The sequence below is a fragment of the Thermomonas beijingensis genome (assembly GCF_020034655.1).
Taxonomy (GTDB): Bacteria; Pseudomonadota; Gammaproteobacteria; order Xanthomonadales; family Xanthomonadaceae; genus Thermomonas; species Thermomonas beijingensis.
The window spans coordinates 100,590-114,799 of the sequence record NZ_JAIQDJ010000001.1 but is presented as its reverse complement, the minus strand read 5'-3'; the positions used below and the strand labels follow the sequence as shown (position 1 = coordinate 114,799).

Sequence of the window (14,210 nt, the reverse complement as noted above, 5' to 3'; positions counted from 1 at the left end):
AGGTGGCGCGTAGCGCCGGATGAGGGCTCGGTGAAACACCTGCATCGGGGTGCTCCGAACCCTCACCCCAACCCCTCTCCCAGCAGGAGAGGGGCTTTCCCAACAGGAGCCTTCTCGCATGAAAATTCTCGTCATCGGTTCCGGCGGCCGCGAACACGCCTTGGCATGGAAGTTGGCGCAATCACCGCGCGTCACCGAAGTCTTGGTGGCACCCGGCAATGCCGGCACCGCAACGGAGCACAAATGCCGCAACGTGGCGGTGAAGGTCACCGATATTGACGGCCTGTTTGCGCTGGCGCAGGACGAAGCCGTGGCGCTGACCGTGGTCGGCCCGGAAGTGCCGCTGGTGGCAGGCGTGGTGGATCGCTTCCGCGCTGCATCCTTGCGCATCTTCGGCCCCACCGCTGCCGCTGCGCAGCTGGAAGGCAGCAAGGCCTACGCCAAGGATTTCCTGGCCCGTCACGGCATCCCCACCGCGTACTACGCCGTGCATTCGCAACTCGATGCCGCACTGGCCTATGTCCACGAAAAAGGCGCACCGATCGTGATCAAGGCCGACGGCCTGGCCGCTGGCAAAGGCGTGATTGTGGCGATGACCTTGGCCGAGGCCGAAGCCGCCGTGCGCGACATGCTGGAAGGCAATGCGTTTGGCGATGCCGGCGCACGGGTAGTGATTGAAGAATTTCTGGATGGCGAAGAAGCCAGCTTTATCTCAATGGTGGACGGCACCACCGCGCTGCCGATGGCGACATCGCAAGACCACAAGCGCGTGTTCGATGGCGACACCGGACCCAACACCGGCGGCATGGGCGCGTACTCGCCTGCGCCGGTGGTGACGCCCGAGGTGCATGCGCGGGTGATGCGCGAAGTGGTCAACCCCACCGTGCAAGGCATGCTGGAAGATGGCATTCCATTCACCGGATTTCTGTACGCCGGGCTGATGATTGATGCCAGCGGTGCGCCCAAAGTCATCGAATTCAATGTGCGTTTTGGTGACCCGGAAACGCAGCCGGTGATGCTGCGGCTGGAGTCGGATTTACTGGACCTGCTCGACGCCGCCATCGACGGCAAACTGGAGGGTGTGCACGCGCAATGGAACCCGCAACCGGCCTTGGGGGTGGTGATGGTGGCCAAACCGTATCCCGAAACCCCGATCACCGGCGATGTGATTACCGGCCTTGGCAACGTCCCGGCATCGGCCAAAGTGTTCCACGCCGGCACCGCGCAAGATGCCGCCGGCAACGTGGTCAGCGCGGGTGGCCGCGTGCTCTGCGTGTGCGCGTTGGGTGATACCGTGCACGCCGCGCAACGTGCCGCTTACGCAGGCGTTGCCGCGATCCACTGGGCCAACGAATTCCACCGCAACGACATCGGCTGGCGGGCGATTGCACGCGAGGTGTAATCCTGCCTACACCGCATACGCGGTCATCGACAACGCACCATAGGTGTAGCCATCCACCAGCACGTGCGGCTTGCTGTTGGCGGCCGCAGCCAGACCTGCGATATACAGCAGCGGCAGGAAGTGATCGGGCGTGGGCACCGCCATGCGGTAGTCGCGATGGCTGGCCAGCGTGGGGCTGTCCTCCGGGCGCGTTTGCAGCAACGCCATCGCATCGGCATTGAACCGCTGCGCCCAATCGAACGCGCCATCGGGGTTGTGCCAATCGACCGCGCGCAAGTTGTGCACCACATTGCCGCTGCCCACGATCAACACGCCACGCTCGCGCAGCGCAGCCAGTTTCGCGCCCAACGCCAGATGCCACTGCAATGGCTTGCGCGCATCCAGCGACAGTTGCACCACCGGGATATCGGCCTTGGGAAAGGCATGCACCAACACCGACCAGGTGCCGTGATCCAGCCCCCAACTTGCATGGTCGGCAGCCGCTACAAAGTCCGGTGCCACCACATCCGCCACTTCTTCGGCCAGCGCCGGCAACCCCGGCGCGGGGTATTGCACATCGAACAAGGCCTGCGGAAATCCACCGAAATCATGGATCGTGCGCGGCTGCGGCATCGCCGTCAGCGCCAGCCCATCCACATACCAATGCGCCGACACCGCCAGGATTGCACGCGGCGCGGGCACCGCTTCCCCGAACGCCCGCCACGCTTCGGTATAGCGGTTGTGTTGCAACGCGTTCATCGGGCTGCCGTGGCCCAAAAATACGGCGGGCATCAGTGCGGACTTGGCCATGTTGGAACACCTTCGGAATCGGGATTCAGTCGGCCGTGCCAGTAGCGGGCACCAGCAGCGGCGGCAAGCCATGCGGCAACGCGCGCAGGAAGCGCGGCGACGTGCCCACCGTCGCGCCCAACGCGGCAGCGGCGTGCCATGGCCAACGCGGATCGTAGAGCATCGCGCGGGCCAGCGCGATCGCATCGGTCTGCCCCTGCTCTAGCGCGGCCTCGGCCTGCGCCGGGGTGGTGATCAGGCCCACGCCGAGCACCGGCATGGCAACCTCGCGGCGGATCGCCGTGGCGAACGGCAACTGGTAGCCCGGCCCCACGGCGATCTTCTGGGCCGGATGCAGGCCGCCGCTGGAGACGTGGATGAAGTGGCAGCCGTGGGCCTCCAGCGCACGCGCCAGCGCGATGCTCTGCGGCAGGTCCCAGCCGCCGTCCACCCAGTCGGTGGCGGAGATCCGCACGCCCACCGCCATCGTGGCCGGCACCACCGCGCGGACCGCGTCGAACACCTCCAGCAGCAGCCGCATGCGGTGCGCCAGCGGACCGCCGTAGCCGTCTTCGCGGCGGTTGCTGAGTGGCGACAGGAACTGGTGCAGCAGGTAGCCGTGCGCCGCGTGGAGCTCGATGGCGTCCAGCCCCAGCCGCGCGGCGCGCCGCGCAGCGCCGGCGAAGGCCTGCACCACGCGTGCGATGCCCGCAGCGTCCAGCGCCGCCGGCAGCGGGTCGTGCTCCGCATAGGGCAGCGCGGACGGCGCCACCACCTGCCAGCCGTGCGTCGCCCCCGGCGCGATCGCGCCGCCACCGTGCTCCCACGGCCGATGGGTGGAGGCCTTGCGCCCGGCGTGCGCCAGCTGCACGCCCACCGGCATCGGCGACCAGCGCCGCACGCTGGCCAGCGCCTGCGCGAACGCGGCTTCGCAGGCATCGTCATAGAGACCGAGGTCGGCCCAGCTGATGCGGCCCTCCGGCACCACGGCCGTGGCTTCGGTCAGCAGCAGACCAGCCCCCGACTGGGACAGCGTGCCCCAGTGCTGCACGTGCCAGTCGTTGGCCCGGCCCTCGCTGCTGGCGTACTGGCACATGGGCGCGACCACGATGCGGTTGGCCAGCGTGAGCGGCCCGAACGAAACAGGGGTGAACAACCGCGCCATGGCAGATCTCCAACAGACAATCGCCGACTATGTATTGCACGGCGGCGATGCATCAAGCACACCCGCAGAACACAGCCTTGCGGGTACCGCTCAGGCGGCGGGTGCCTTGTGCAGCGCGATCAACAGCACCCCGGCGGCGACCAGCGCGATGCCCAGCCATTCCTGCACCGCCGGCCGCTCGCCCAGCAACGCATACGCGAAGACCGCCACCAGCACCACGCTCAGCTTGTCGATGGGCGCCACCTGCGACGCATGGCCCAGCTGCAGCGCGCGGAAGTAGCACACCCACGACGCGCCCGTGGCCAGCGCCGACAGCGCCAGGAACAGCACCGTTTTGGCGGACAGCGACAGCGGATTGGTCCACTTCCCGGTCAGCCACACGAACGGCGCCAGCACCCCCAGGATGAACACCGTCCGGAGCAGCGTCGCGAAGTCCGAATCGACGCCGCGGATGCCCACCTTGGCGAAGATCGCGGTCAATGCCGCGAAGCACGCCGACAGCAGCGCCCACAGCAACCAGCCCGATGGAGCCGTCATGGGAAGCCCTCCTGTTCCTCGCCCGTCCAGGCCCTAGCGTAGCGCTGCACGGCGCCCGTTGGCTGCGGCCCCAGCCGGGTCAGCCGCGCTTGCGCGCGGGCTTTTTCGGCTTGTCCGCCGGCAGCAGGCTGGTCAGCGCCTGATAGCGTTCGAACAGGAAGGCCACGCGCTCGGCGTCGGTGGTGAGTTTCGGCGGCTTGCGGCCGGCGGCCTTTTCGGCGGCGAGGTAGGCGGCGTCCACGGCCTTGTCCAGCGCGGCGTGGGCCTTGACCAGCGCGGGCGGCATGGTCAGCGGGTCGTAGAGGTCGGCCAGGGTGGCGCCTTCGAACTGCGCGCGGGCGTCGAGGACGGCCTGGGCGGCCGCTTCGATGGCGGCGCGGTGTTTGTGCCCTTGCCCGCCCTGCGCGGGCGCCGCTTGCGCGTCGTTCCCGCGCTCGCCTTGCTCGGCAATCCCGCGCTCCTCTTGCTCGTCATTCCGGCCCTCCTTTTGCTCGTCATTCCCGCGCAGGCGGGAATCGCTCTTGTGGGGTGCGCGAGGCACCTCAGGCCAGGGGAAGTTGTTGTAGACGATGTTCACCGAATACTGGAAATCGCTTTTCAGGCGACCACTTGTGTATCGCGTCCACGCCATGTGCATGGTGGATGTGAGGATGCCAAAGTCATAGGGCGTGGCATGCGGGAAGATGCGCAACTTATTGCTTGCTAACGTTTCCGGGGACATGAACCCAATGGGAATGAAGCTGCGCCGCTCGGACGACACCTCCGGAATCACCAGATAGTTGTCGTCCGGAATGTTCTCTACGTGGAACCGCGTCGGCGTCTCCGCCAGTTTCTGTGTAGGGGCGCTGGGGCTTGCTTTGCGCAGTGCGCGCACAGCTTCCACGCGCTTAAGCACCTCCGGCATAGCGCGCAGCGTCGAAGGCGGGCAATCGCCCAGCCATAAGCACCAGCGCTCCCAACCGTTGATGAACTCGTCCGAGCCCAACCACCGCCGGAACCACGCCGCCGCTGCCGGCTCGCGGGCGATGAACGCATCGCGCTCTTCCGTGGTGAACAGGTAGTTGCCGCCGTCAATCGGCTTGTTGCCGATGCCGATTTCCGGCACGTTGCAGAGTGGTTTGTTGCGGGTCGGCAGCAGCACATCCGCCGCATCCACCAGATACGGATTGATGTTGTCCGCCAACAGGCGGTGCGGCTCGCCCGCGATGTCCTCGTAGTCGAACAGCTGCTTGGGCGCCACTTCGCCCCGCGCAAAGCCCACGATCACGCAATGCACCGCCGCCACGCCACGCGCCTCGTTGTTCCAGCGGAACGTGCGATGGGCGAAGAAGATGCGGCAGCCGCGACGCAGCATTTCGCCCCACAGGACGCCCACCTGCTCGCCTTGGCAGATGGAATTGGTGGATACAAAGGCGACGCGGATGCCGCCTGCGGATTCCTCAAGAGAAGAGCGATGGGACAGACGTTCGTCTGTCAGAAGCGGCCCGCTTTCGCGGGAATGACGAGCGAGGGCGTCGGCCTGCCGGATGTAGTCGGCGGCCTTGAGATACCACGCGCTGACGAAATCCAGCACGCCGGCGCCTTTCAGGCCGCCGGCGACGGCCAGCAGGTCTTCACGCTGGTCCGCCGTCATCAACTTCGAGCCAATGAACGGCGGGTTCCCCAGGATGTAGTGCAGCCGCTCCGCCGGCACCACGGTGTTCCAGTCGATCCGCAGCGCATTGCCGTGGACAATCGTGGCGGACTTCTTCAGCGGCAGGCGCACCACGTTCTCGCCGAACTGCTCGGACACGCGCAGGTTCATCTGGTGGTCCATCAGCCACATGGCCACCTGCGCGATCTGCGCGGGGAACTCCTCGATCTCGATGCCGTGGAACTGGTCCACGTCCACCAGCACGTGGTCCTGCACGTGCGCCAGCACCGACTGCTGGGTGGCGAACTGGCGCTTCAGGATTTCCAGCTCCAGCGCGCGCAGCTCGCGGTAGGCGATCACCAGGAAGTTGCCGCAGCCGCAGGCCGGGTCCAGGAAGGTCAGCGAGGCCAGCTTGCGGTGCAGCTGCGCCAGCTTGCGTGTGTCGTTGCCGGCCTTGTCCAGTTCGGCCTTCAGGCCGTCCAGGAACAGCGGGCCGATGAGTTTCAGGATGTTCTTTTCGCTGGTGTAGTGCGCGCCCAGGTTGCGGCGGGCCTTGGCGTCCATCACCGACTGGAACATGGAGCCGAAGATGGCCGGGCTGATGCGGCTCCAATCCAGCGTGCTGGCGTCCAGCAGCAGGCCGCGCATCTGCGCGTTGAAGTCCGCCAGCGGCAGGAGCTCCTCGAACAGCCGGCCATTGACGTAGGGCAGTTCCGCCAGCTGTTCGTCCAGCGTGGTCTGGCGTTTCTCCGGCGGGGTGTTGAGCACCTGGAAGATGCGCCCCACCCACAGCCCGAGGTCGGCGCCGTCCTCGCTGGTGCGCTGGGCGATGAGCTCGTGGAAGCTCTGACGCGGGAAGATGCCGGTGTCGTCGGCGAACAGGCAGAACAGCAGCCGCACCAGCAGCAGCTCCAGCGCGTGGCCGTCGTAGCCGGCGGCCTTCAGCGCATCGTGCAGCCGGCCCATGCGCTCGGCGGCCTGCACGTTGACGGGGTCTTCTTCCTTGTAGCTGCGGGTCTGGTAGCCGCTGATGAAGCCGAAGCGCCCGATCTGCTTGTGCAGCTGGGCCAGCGCAAATGCCACCGGCATCGTGTCGCCTTCGAGGTCGTACAGGCGGAAGCTGCGGAAATCGGAAACGAGAATGTATTGGGGCCGTTCGTTTTCGGTCAGGCCGGCGAAATAGTCGGTCGCTTGTTCGTATGCGGCATCCAGATCGACGCCTGCACTCTTGTGCTCGGCCAGCATGACCCTGGGCCAGAACACGTCAATGCGGCCATGCTGGCTGCCGGAAAAACGCTTTGCCTTCTGCTCGTAGATCGCCACGCTGCGGCGTTTCACGCCAAACACGTTGAAAAAGTCGTTCCAGAAGCTCTGCGCCTCGGCGCGCTCGCTGGTTTCCCCGGCCCATTCCTTGGCGAACGCGCGGGCGCGCTCGCGGATTTCATTGAGACTCAGCGGCATGGGTTCCTCCTGCTTGCAGGATAAGCGAAGAACGCGAACCGCCACCCGCATCCGTTATTCTCGGCGCATCCACACATGGGGATGTGCATGTCCGGCCATAGCCAATTCAATCTGCTTACGCAGCGCCGCTTCTTGCCGTACTTCACGGTGCAGGCGCTGGGGGCGTTCAACGACAACGTGTACCGGCAGGCGATCATCGGGCTGCTGGCATACATGGCGGTGAGCAGCAGCGACATGGGGCTGTATGCGAACCTGGCACCGGCGATTTTCATCCTGCCGTTCTTCCTGTTTTCGGCCAGCGCCGGGCAGATCGCCGCGCGGATGGAGAAACAGAAACTCATCGTCATCACCACCTCGATGGAGATCGCCATCATGTCGCTGGCGGCGGTGGGCTTCCTGCTGCAGAACATGGTGGTGTTGCTGGTCGCGCTGTTCTGCACCGGCCTGCAGTCCACGCTGTTCGGGCCGGTGAAATATTCGATCCTGCCGTCGGTGCTGAAGCCGGAGGAATTGACCGGCGGCAACGGGCTGGTGGAGATGGGCACGTCGCTGGCGATCCTGCTGGGGATGGTGTGCGGCGGGCTGATTTTCCAGCTGGCCGGCAGCCACGGGCCGCAGGTGGCGGCGGTGTGCGTGATTGCGATGGCGGTGGCCGGCAACACGGTGGCGCGGCAAATCCCCAAGGTGGATGCCGGCGATCCGTCCTTGAACGTGGACTGGAACATCGTGCGGGCGTCGCGGCGGATCTGGGCACTGACCCGGCAACGGCTGGCGGTGCGCAACGCGGTGCTGGGGGTCAGTTGGTTCTGGTTCGTGGGCACGGTGTTGACCGCGCAATTGCCGGTGTATGCGCAAACCAATTTGGGCGGCACGCAGAACCTGTACATCTTCGCACTGGCGCTGTTTTCGGTGGGCGCCGGGGTGGGTTCGATGTCGTGCGAAAAGCTGTCCGGGCGCACGGTGGAAATCGGGCTGGTGCCGTTGGGCGCGTTCGGCATCAGCGCATTTTTGCTGGATCTGTATTTCGCACGGCCGGGGCAGGCGTTGGCGGCCGGGCTTTCGGTGCTGCAATTTGCGGATGCGCCGGGCAGCTGGCGCATCATGTTCGACTTGGTGGGCGTGGGCCTGTTCACCGGCTTCTTCGTGGTGCCGTTGTTTGCACTGATCCAGAGCCGCACGCCGAAACACGAACTGGCGCAGGTGATTGCCGGGATGAACATCCAGAACGCGATGTTCATCGTGCTGGCGGCGCTGATCGGCATCGCGGTGCAGCGCTATCTGGGCTGGAGCATCCCGCAATTGTTCCTCGCGCTGGCGATTGCCAACACGCTGGTGGCGTTGTGGATTTTCAGCATCGTGCCCGAGTTTTTCATGCGCTTCATGAGCTGGGTGATGGTGCGCACGTTGTACCGGCTGAAATTGCACGGCATCGAAAAACATATCCCCGATGACGGCGCGGCGCTGCTGGTGTGCAACCACGTGAGCTACATGGATGCGCTGATCCTGTCGGCCTGCGCGCCGCGCCCAGCGCGCTTCGTGATGTATTACAAGATCTTCAACGTGCCGGTGATGCGTTGGATCTTCAAGACCGCCAAAGCCATCCCGATTGCCGGTGCGCGCGAAGACCCGCAAGTGATGCAGCAGGCCTTCGACGCAGTGGATGCGGCGCTGGCCGAAGGCGAATTGGTGTGCATTTTTCCGGAAGGCGCACTGACCCGCGATGGCCAGATTGCACCCTTCAAATCCGGCGTTGAAAAGATCCTGGCGCGTGCAGCCTTGCGCGGGCAGGACGTGCCGGTGGTGCCGATGGCGCTGAAAAACATGTGGGGCAGCATGTGGAGCAAACAGGATTCGCGCCTGCGCCGCATGCGTGTGCCGCGCCGCTTGCGCGCACCGATCGAAGTCTTGGCAGGTGAGCCGGTGACAGGCAGCACGGCCAGCGCGGAATTACTGGAAGCGAAGGTGCGTGCGCTGCGTGGGGATGCAGCGTAAGTGCGACGACAATGCTATTTCGCAACATTCCTGCGCAATAAATCACCAAGGAAAGCCGCAACCGCCCCTTTGTCAACCGGCACGACATTGATTACCCTTGTCGCAAACAGGTGATGCTTGCGCACAGCAGACGCATCATTCTTTTTCAGGGGATCGCATGAACACCACTCCGCCGCCTGTGCAGCAGGTGCATCACTACTACTACCCGCAAAAATCGGGTGGTACGGCGGCCTTGTTGGAAGTCCTTCCCGGCTTGTTCCAGATTTTTGGCATTGGCCATCTGTATGCCGGCAATGTGGTGACCGGCTTGCTGATCATGTTCGGGTATTGGTGTGTGCTGTTTATCAATATCCTGCTGAGCTTTGTCATCATTGGCCTGTTCACCGGGCCGCTGTGCTGGCTGATTGCCATGATCGCTTCACCGCTGATTGCAGCCAACAGTTGCAATGCGCATTTTCCCGCAGCTTCCATCACTACAAGGACTTTCGAGTGAATACCAACAGCCCCGTTGTGCCCAACAACCTTGTCTGGGCAATCCTGACCACGCTTTTTTGCTGCTTGCCGCTTGGCATTGTGTCGATCGTGTTCGCTTCGAAGGTGGATGGTCTGCGTGCCGCTGGCGATATCGCCGGCGCGTGGGAGGCTTCACGCAAAGCCAAGACCTGGGCCATCTGGTCGGCCTTGAGCGGACCCGTGCTGATTTTGATCTGGTTCATGTTCTTCGGTGGCCTGGCCATGCTTGGCGCAATCAGCGGCGCACACTGATCCATGCCCATCCCCGGTGCAGTCGATACGCGGCGCAAATGGCTGCGCGTGATGCCAACCGCCCTGCTTGCGCTGGGTGCGGCGGGTACTGCATGGGTACTTTCGCGGCTGGACCCGTTTGTTGGCAACAGTGCTTTGCCGCCATGCCCGTTGCATGCATTGACCGGCCTCTATTGTCCCGGCTGCGGCAGCACACGCTGCCTGTACGCCCTGCTGCACGGTGATGTGTGGCTCGCGCTGGCAATGAACCCGCTGCTGGTTGTGAGCTTGCCCCTGTTGGGCCTGATGTCGCTCAATGCCGCAGGTTGGCGCCCGGCATGGAGCACACCCCTCATGCGCCAGCTTGCTCGACCCGGATTATGGTTATGGCTGCTGCTGGGGTATGGCGTGCTGCGTAATTTGCCGTGGTCCCCGTTCAACTTGCTTGCGCCAGGCTAGACGCCCAACGGCTTGTGCACCATCAACCAAAAGATGGCGATCACACTGATGAATGCCGGCCAGCCCAGCCAGAACCACCAACGCATCACCCGCCTGTAAACAGGCGATAGCGGCGCACCTGCGATGACGGCTTGCCGTGCCAGATCACGAGCCTTGATTTGCAACCACACCACCGGCAACCAGCAGGCCCCGGTGACCACAAACAGAATCAACGCAGTCTTGATCCAGAACGTACCCAACGGCAGATGCAACAGCTTTGCCAGCCATAGGCCGGTGACAAACTGCACCACCACCGCGGGCGCGGTGAATACGGCATCAGCGATCACCACTATCCGCGCAGTGGCCGCAATATTGCGTGCATCGCAGCTGAGGTGCGCCATCCACATGAAGAACGCGATGCCAAGCCCGGTGCCCATCAACGCGGTGGACGACAGGATGTGCATCCACTTCAGGGTCAGGTAATCCATTTCAGCGCCGATCCGCCAACACCCACAGCACGGCCAACATCGGCAGCAAGGCGATATTTTTCACCAGTCCGCCCAACGGGTCGAAAAACAATGCAGGCAACCCAAGGCCAAACCCCAGCAAATAAGCCGCCACGCTGATCCACATCAACACCACCACAGGCCGCGGCCGTGGATGCACGGCCAGTGCAAACCCCAAAGCCAGATCCAACACCGCTGCAGCACGCGCCAATGCCACCGGATGCGCGTGTGCAAGCAGGCTGCCTTGCGCCACGGCATCAATGTCCCGTGCCGGCGTCGTCAAGCCCACTACTCCGGACCACAGCCATAGCGCCACCACGCTCCACTGCAACCAAGGCGCCAGAAAGTACAGTTGCGCCGCCCACCGGTCTTGCATCTGGCTGGGGGCTGCCGACAGTACGTCGTCCACATCGCGAACGGGTACGCCAAATGCCGCGCATGCGCGCTGCTGCTCGCCTTCGTCGAGTACGTTACCGCGCACCAGCATCGCCCAAATAGTGCGGTTGACCGGGCCACGCCCCAGCAGTTGCCCGATCCAGACTTGCAGCTTCACCAGTGGCAACGGCACGCGCCACGATTTCTCCCCTGCGATGTGCAGCCAACGTCGCCAACGGGATTGGTATCGATGCAATGCAATGGGCTGCGCGCAACCCAGCTGGTAAATGCCGCGCTCACCCTGCATGCAGGCCGCGGCAGCCACGTCTGCCAAGTCCTCCGCGCAAATGGGCTGGAACACCCAATGCCCATCGCCGGGCAGCAATTGCCGCCACGGGAATGCCGCCATCGCCCGCAGCAACGACGTACCGCCATAGGAGCCGCGCAGCGAATACACCACCGACGGCCGCAGCACCACCGCATCCACCGGCAGCGCGAGTAGCAGCGCATCGAACCGGTGTTTGCTCTCGATGAATCCACCATCAGCGGGATGCCCCAGCGCGGAGATTTGCACAAAGCGAATGCCGCGAGCCGCACATGCCTGTGCCAATGCCAGCGGTGCGCGTACATGGACATCTTCAAAATTCTGCAGCCCCTCTTCACGCAGGATGCCGGCTGCGTTGACCACCACCGACACGCCTTGCAGCGCCTGCGTCCAATCCCGGGCCTGCCGCATCCGCAGCAGATCGCCCGCCACTTCGTCATCTAGCAACTGTCGCCCTTGCGACCTAGCCAACACGCGCACGCGAAACCCGCGTTTGCGCAATGCCGCCTTGATGAAGCCGCCGATAAAGCCGCGCCCACCCACCAGCAAGACGGTCTGCATGCCAAGCCTGTCCGTTATGCAGCAATGACGCCGAACACCATGGCACCCATCGCAAGATTCATTGCCCGTTCCGGGCTGATTGATGCTCGTCCAACCACATCTGGATCACATACCGCGCAATCGAGATGGGGGAAGACAGTACGATGCCTTCCGCCTCGCCATCGCCATCGGCCTCGCGCCAGTCACGCGCCAAGCCGGCGCGCACCTCGTCGGCGGAAAACCAGCGGGCGTCTTCCAGTTCTTCGCTGGCATGTGGCGCATCGGGTTCGGCGTGAGCGATGAAGCCGAGCATCAGCGCACCGGGGAACGGCCACGGCTGTGAGGCCAAATAGCGTGCGGTTTGGGTGTGCACGCGCACGCCGGTTTCTTCCATCACTTCGCGGGCGATGGTTTGCTCCAGGGTTTCGCCGGGCTCGACAAAGCCGGCCACCACCGACCAGCGCCGCGCCGGCCAGTTCGCTTGCCGGCCCAGCAACAGGCGCGTGCCATCGGTAATCGCGGCGATGATGGCTTGATCGGTGCGCGGGTAGTGCTCGCTGGCGCAGCCGGCGCAACGTGCCAACCAGCCGGCGCGCACAAACTGCAATGTGCCGCCACACGCGGGGCAATAGCGATAGCGCTGGTGCCAGTGTTGCAGCGCACGCGCCTGCGCAAACAACGTGGCCTGCCACGCCGGCCACGCCGCAGCGGCGCGGCGCAGATCCAGACTGTCGGTGCGCGCTGCTGGCACGTGGGCGGCATCGGCTGCAAACCACGCACGGCCGTCGCGCAGACCCAGAAAAATGTGTTCGTCGGGGCCAGCCGGCAGTTCAGCGCCGGAAAACTGGCGCAATGCGCCGTCGGCATCCAGCAACGCGCACCCGCTGGCATCCAGCGCGATGATGCCGGCCTGCGGCCACGCCTCCGCCAGTGCGGCGGGGTCATCCCGCAGGTGGTCGGCACGATCCAGTGCACCATCGACAAAGGCAAACGGAGTCACGCTTACACCGTAAAGCTGCTGCCGCAGCCGCAAGTGGTTTTGGCATTGGGGTTGCGAATCACGAACTGCGCGCCGGCCAAGGATTCGCTGTAATCGACTTGGGCGCCGATCAGGTATTGCAGGCTGAGCGGATCGACCAACAAGGTTGCGCCGTCGGTGACGATGGCGATGTCGTCCTCGTTCTGGCCTTCATCGAACTCGAATCCGTACTGAAACCCGGAACAGCCGCCGCCTTGGATATACGCGCGCAGCTTGAGCGCGGCATTGCCTTCTTCGGCCACCAGCTCGCGCACTTTGGCAGCGGCAGCGGGGGTGAATTGCAGAGGCGCCGACGGCAGGGGTGGCGTGGCGTGTTCGAGTACGACGATATCCATCCGCCAAGGATGGGGCGCGACCCCGCGTGAATCAACCTTTGTCGGGCAATCTGGATGCCACTGCCGGGGCTGCCGACGGCACCACGCTGCTCCAGCTGAACGAATTTTCCACCAACTCACCGTCTTGCGGCTGCAAACGTGCGATCACCCGCACCGGCTTGACCCCGCGCGGCAGCACGATATCGCCGCTGACCTGCTGGAAATACTTGAACGAATACTCGATCCCGGGCGCATTGGCTTGCTGGCGCAGCACATTCCAGTCCAGGCGCCGCATCTGCTGGCCATCGGTCACCTCCAACGCCAACCGCAGGCTGCCTGCATTGATCTCACCACGGTTCAGGGTTTGGGTCAGGGTGGCGACGAAATGCCAAAGCTGCGGGTCGGCCTGCGGTTCCAGCTTCAACTCTTGTGCGGCCAGGCCACGGCGCTGCCCGGTAGGGCCCACCAGGCGTTCGTAAAACGCAACGTCGGCGCGCAGACCGGCCACTTCTTCATCACGCTCGGCCAAGGTACCCTGCAAGTCGGTATTCGCCTGCCGGCTGATTTGATCGGACCGCCTCAGATTGGCGACCTGCTGCTGCAAATTGGCAATTTGCGTGGCCTGTGCCACCAGTTGTTCACGCGCATTACTGGGCTGCGGCGCAAAACTGCGCCATGCGCCCCACCCGCCCAACCCCAAGGCCAGCAGCACCAGCAATAGCTGGGCCAACTTCGGGTGGCCACTGCCCACCATGCTGCGCTTGGGGCTTGGCAGGGCACTGGGCATTGCACTGGGCTTGCGGCGCAGAACAGACATGACGCCGATATCGCACTGTTGCAATCCCGCCGTCAAGCACGGTCTCGCCAGCTGCCAAGTGCACAGGGAAGCGAATTTGCAACCGGCGCACGGCACAGCTACTGGTACGCGATGTCGACATTGCCATCTTGATGGCCGATTTATTGCTGACAAA

The 14,210-nt window shown here is 64.4% G+C and carries 14 protein-coding genes; 5 read left to right on the top strand and 9 right to left on the bottom strand.

Annotation, left to right across the window (positions count from 1 at the left end):
• The first annotated feature begins 118 nt into the window (after positions 1-118).
• The gene (purD, locus tag K7B09_RS00470; protein ID WP_223625455.1) at positions 119-1,402 is read left to right on the top strand and encodes a phosphoribosylamine--glycine ligase; all 1,284 of its coding nucleotides are present in this window, start codon (positions 119-121) and stop codon (positions 1,400-1,402) included.
• Positions 1,403-1,408: 6 nt separating this feature from the next.
• Here the strand turns inward: purD and ygiD are convergent, their stop codons facing one another.
• The 4 genes from ygiD to K7B09_RS00450 all read right to left on the bottom strand — a co-directional run bounded on the left by ygiD (position 1,409) and on the right by K7B09_RS00450 (position 6,966).
• The gene (gene ygiD / locus K7B09_RS00465) at positions 1,409-2,191 is read right to left on the bottom strand and encodes a 4,5-DOPA-extradiol-dioxygenase (protein ID WP_223625452.1); all 783 of its coding nucleotides are present in this window, start codon (positions 2,189-2,191) and stop codon (positions 1,409-1,411) included.
• 25 nt (positions 2,192-2,216) lie between these two features.
• A complete protein-coding gene (locus tag K7B09_RS00460; RefSeq protein ID WP_223625450.1) occupies positions 2,217-3,335 on the bottom strand; it encodes an NADH:flavin oxidoreductase/NADH oxidase in 1,119 nt (372 codons plus the stop codon).
• A 90-nt stretch (positions 3,336-3,425) separates the two neighbouring features.
• On the bottom strand, positions 3,426-3,872 hold the full coding sequence (locus K7B09_RS00455) for an EamA family transporter (protein WP_223625447.1): 447 nt from the start codon (positions 3,870-3,872) through the stop codon (positions 3,426-3,428).
• A gap of 79 nt (positions 3,873-3,951) precedes the next feature.
• Entirely contained in the window at positions 3,952-6,966 is a 3,015-nt protein-coding gene (locus K7B09_RS00450) for a DNA methyltransferase (RefSeq protein WP_223625444.1), read from the bottom strand.
• A gap of 87 nt (positions 6,967-7,053) precedes the next feature.
• On the opposite strand from K7B09_RS00450, the gene K7B09_RS00445 reads away from it, so the two are divergent.
• From K7B09_RS00445 to K7B09_RS00430, 4 genes are all read left to right on the top strand, one after another.
• Positions 7,054-8,958, top strand: coding sequence for an MFS transporter (locus K7B09_RS00445; RefSeq protein WP_223625439.1), 1,905 nt, complete (start codon positions 7,054-7,056; stop codon positions 8,956-8,958).
• 157 nt (positions 8,959-9,115) lie between these two features.
• Positions 9,116-9,451 (top strand): hypothetical protein, encoded by a 336-nt coding sequence (locus K7B09_RS00440; RefSeq protein WP_223625436.1) that lies wholly within the window; start codon positions 9,116-9,118, stop codon positions 9,449-9,451.
• The gene (locus K7B09_RS00435; protein ID WP_223625433.1) at positions 9,448-9,723 is read left to right on the top strand and encodes a CD225/dispanin family protein; all 276 of its coding nucleotides are present in this window, start codon (positions 9,448-9,450) and stop codon (positions 9,721-9,723) included. The genes K7B09_RS00440 and K7B09_RS00435 overlap by 4 nt, the downstream gene beginning before the upstream one ends.
• A gap of 3 nt (positions 9,724-9,726) precedes the next feature.
• Positions 9,727-10,161: a DUF2752 domain-containing protein gene (locus tag K7B09_RS00430; RefSeq protein WP_395648945.1), complete on the top strand. Its 435-nt coding sequence runs from the start codon at positions 9,727-9,729 to the stop codon at positions 10,159-10,161.
• Here K7B09_RS00430 and K7B09_RS00425 read toward each other — a convergent pair.
• From K7B09_RS00425 to K7B09_RS00405, 5 genes are read right to left on the bottom strand one after another with little or no spacing between them, the layout of a single operon-like run.
• The gene (locus K7B09_RS00425) at positions 10,158-10,628 is read right to left on the bottom strand and encodes a DUF2269 family protein (RefSeq protein WP_223625430.1); all 471 of its coding nucleotides are present in this window, start codon (positions 10,626-10,628) and stop codon (positions 10,158-10,160) included. The two genes, K7B09_RS00430 and K7B09_RS00425, sit on opposite strands and share 4 nt — an antisense overlap.
• A gap of 1 nt (position 10,629) precedes the next feature.
• Entirely contained in the window at positions 10,630-11,907 is a 1,278-nt protein-coding gene (locus K7B09_RS00420; RefSeq protein WP_223625426.1) for a DoxX-like family protein, read from the bottom strand.
• A 58-nt stretch (positions 11,908-11,965) separates the two neighbouring features.
• The gene (gene nudC, locus K7B09_RS00415) at positions 11,966-12,913 is read right to left on the bottom strand and encodes an NAD(+) diphosphatase (protein WP_425507837.1); all 948 of its coding nucleotides are present in this window, start codon (positions 12,911-12,913) and stop codon (positions 11,966-11,968) included.
• Positions 12,889-13,260, bottom strand: a complete 372-nt coding sequence (gene erpA / locus K7B09_RS00410) for an iron-sulfur cluster insertion protein ErpA (protein ID WP_223625419.1) — start codon at positions 13,258-13,260, stop codon at positions 12,889-12,891. The genes nudC and erpA overlap by 25 nt, the downstream gene beginning before the upstream one ends.
• Before the next feature lie 31 nt (positions 13,261-13,291).
• The gene (locus tag K7B09_RS00405; protein WP_223625416.1) at positions 13,292-14,056 is read right to left on the bottom strand and encodes a DUF6776 family protein; all 765 of its coding nucleotides are present in this window, start codon (positions 14,054-14,056) and stop codon (positions 13,292-13,294) included.
• Positions 14,057-14,210 lie beyond the last annotated feature (154 nt).

What these genes read in the sequence shown, in the direction of transcription:
- purD (WP_223625455.1), top strand. Translation starts at nt 119, where the DNA reads ATGAAAATTCTCGTCATCGGTTCCGGCGGCCGCGAACACGCCTTGGCA.
- ygiD (WP_223625452.1), bottom strand. Translation starts at nt 2,191, where the DNA reads ATGGCCAAGTCCGCACTGATGCCCGCCGTATTTTTGGGCCACGGCAGC.
- K7B09_RS00460 (WP_223625450.1), bottom strand. Translation starts at nt 3,335, where the DNA reads ATGGCGCGGTTGTTCACCCCTGTTTCGTTCGGGCCGCTCACGCTGGCC.
- K7B09_RS00455 (WP_223625447.1), bottom strand. Translation starts at nt 3,872, where the DNA reads ATGACGGCTCCATCGGGCTGGTTGCTGTGGGCGCTGCTGTCGGCGTGC.
- K7B09_RS00450 (WP_223625444.1), bottom strand. Translation starts at nt 6,966, where the DNA reads ATGCCGCTGAGTCTCAATGAAATCCGCGAGCGCGCCCGCGCGTTCGCC.
- K7B09_RS00445 (WP_223625439.1), top strand. Translation starts at nt 7,054, where the DNA reads ATGTCCGGCCATAGCCAATTCAATCTGCTTACGCAGCGCCGCTTCTTG.
- K7B09_RS00440 (WP_223625436.1), top strand. Translation starts at nt 9,116, where the DNA reads ATGAACACCACTCCGCCGCCTGTGCAGCAGGTGCATCACTACTACTAC.
- K7B09_RS00430 (WP_395648945.1), top strand. Translation starts at nt 9,727, where the DNA reads ATGCCCATCCCCGGTGCAGTCGATACGCGGCGCAAATGGCTGCGCGTG.
- K7B09_RS00425 (WP_223625430.1), bottom strand. Translation starts at nt 10,628, where the DNA reads ATGGATTACCTGACCCTGAAGTGGATGCACATCCTGTCGTCCACCGCG.
- K7B09_RS00420 (WP_223625426.1), bottom strand. Translation starts at nt 11,907, where the DNA reads ATGCAGACCGTCTTGCTGGTGGGTGGGCGCGGCTTTATCGGCGGCTTC.
- erpA (WP_223625419.1), bottom strand. Translation starts at nt 13,260, where the DNA reads ATGGATATCGTCGTACTCGAACACGCCACGCCACCCCTGCCGTCGGCG.
- K7B09_RS00405 (WP_223625416.1), bottom strand. Translation starts at nt 14,056, where the DNA reads ATGTCTGTTCTGCGCCGCAAGCCCAGTGCAATGCCCAGTGCCCTGCCA.